Source organism: Candidatus Methanoperedens nitratireducens (assembly GCF_900196725.1).
In the GTDB taxonomy this organism is placed as follows: Archaea; Halobacteriota; Methanosarcinia; order Methanosarcinales; family Methanoperedenaceae; genus Methanoperedens; species Methanoperedens nitroreducens_A.
In genome coordinates, this window is record NZ_FZMP01000192.1 from 1 (window position 1) to 1,225 (window position 1,225).

A 1,225-nucleotide genomic window follows, 5' to 3' on the forward strand; every position below is an offset into this window, starting at 1 on the left:
ACAACATTACTTATATGACTATGCTTAAATTTCCTTGCAACCAAGGATGATTCTTGGAGGATTGCTAAATATGTTATTTCAAAATGTACCTTGCCTAGTCATAAAGAGTGTAGTGTTCAGATTTATGCAAGTGAATGGCTATTGATGTTGAAGAAAATTCAATGGGTGCCAATTGACGGCGGCGTTTTTGCTACGCCCAGTGGCGATAACCTTGAACCGATTGTTGCGAAAATATCCGATACTTTCAGTTCTGAATTGGCAAGGGAGTTACTTATTAAGTTAGGATGTGATGAACTAAATATATCTGTTCTTTATTTAGGTGGCTCAGATGGATCGTTGCGTCCAACAATAAGAAGTAAACTCGCAAAAATTGCATCGTTTGCAAAGAGCGTAGATGATCTTTCCAAAATAGAAGAACGTGTAAGAGGGTACTTTGAAACTTGTAAGATAGTGAAAAGGAATCAGTTCTTGGGAGAAATGGCACAGAGAATAGTGGCACAGGCTTTCAGAAATCAAGGACTTATGGTTAAGGATGATGAAATTAGAAACTTGAAAGGTCATGATTTTGAGGTAGAAACTGGAAGAGAACCCGATGAAGAAGATATACTATTACTTGTTCGAAATGTATGGGTTGAAGTTAAAGAAACCAATCAGAATGAAGTACGTATGACCAAACCTCAAGTAGATGCCGCAGTAGATAGAAAGGATGGATATGCATTGTGTGTTTTGGACCTCCGCGATGAAGAAGAGCTAAGAAAGTCGATTATAGAAGCTGCAGAATCAATAGACCTTGAGACCGATATAGGTGAGTCTGCCTTCGGCAAATTTGCAGAGGAAATGGTTTCTAAGATAATACCTCTCATTAGGATTTCGCAAATTGGTAATAATATAGAACCAAAATTAAAAGCTTACGAAACAGCAACTTTAGATGAAGGTTCCGGGGTGAGAATTGAATATGGTCAGCAGCTTCATTTCGTAATTTCTTGCTCCATATGGAATGATGAAGCAAAGACTTTGCCTGAATGGATACAGGGTATAAATACAATTTAAAGCCCATCTTTTTAGTTTTAACCGTGCCCGTATTCAGTTTCATGATTGTTATCTTGGTTAAAGGTGCGCCGGAGCAGCAGAGCAAAACCGGATGATTAGGTTCAAAATTCGTCTTGTGGATGGGATCATGGCTGGGGGTATATATGAAATGCCGACAAATGACGCCCCGCTGATT

General features: G+C 38.8%; 1 protein-coding gene. It reads left to right on the forward strand.

All coding sequences use genetic code 11. The features are described 5' to 3' along the window. Positions 1 to 165: 165 nt before the first annotated feature. On the forward strand, positions 166 to 1,050 hold the full coding sequence (locus MNV_RS12660) for a DUF3883 domain-containing protein (protein WP_179293981.1): 885 nt from the start codon (positions 166 to 168) through the stop codon (positions 1,048 to 1,050). Positions 1,051 to 1,225 lie beyond the last annotated feature (175 nt).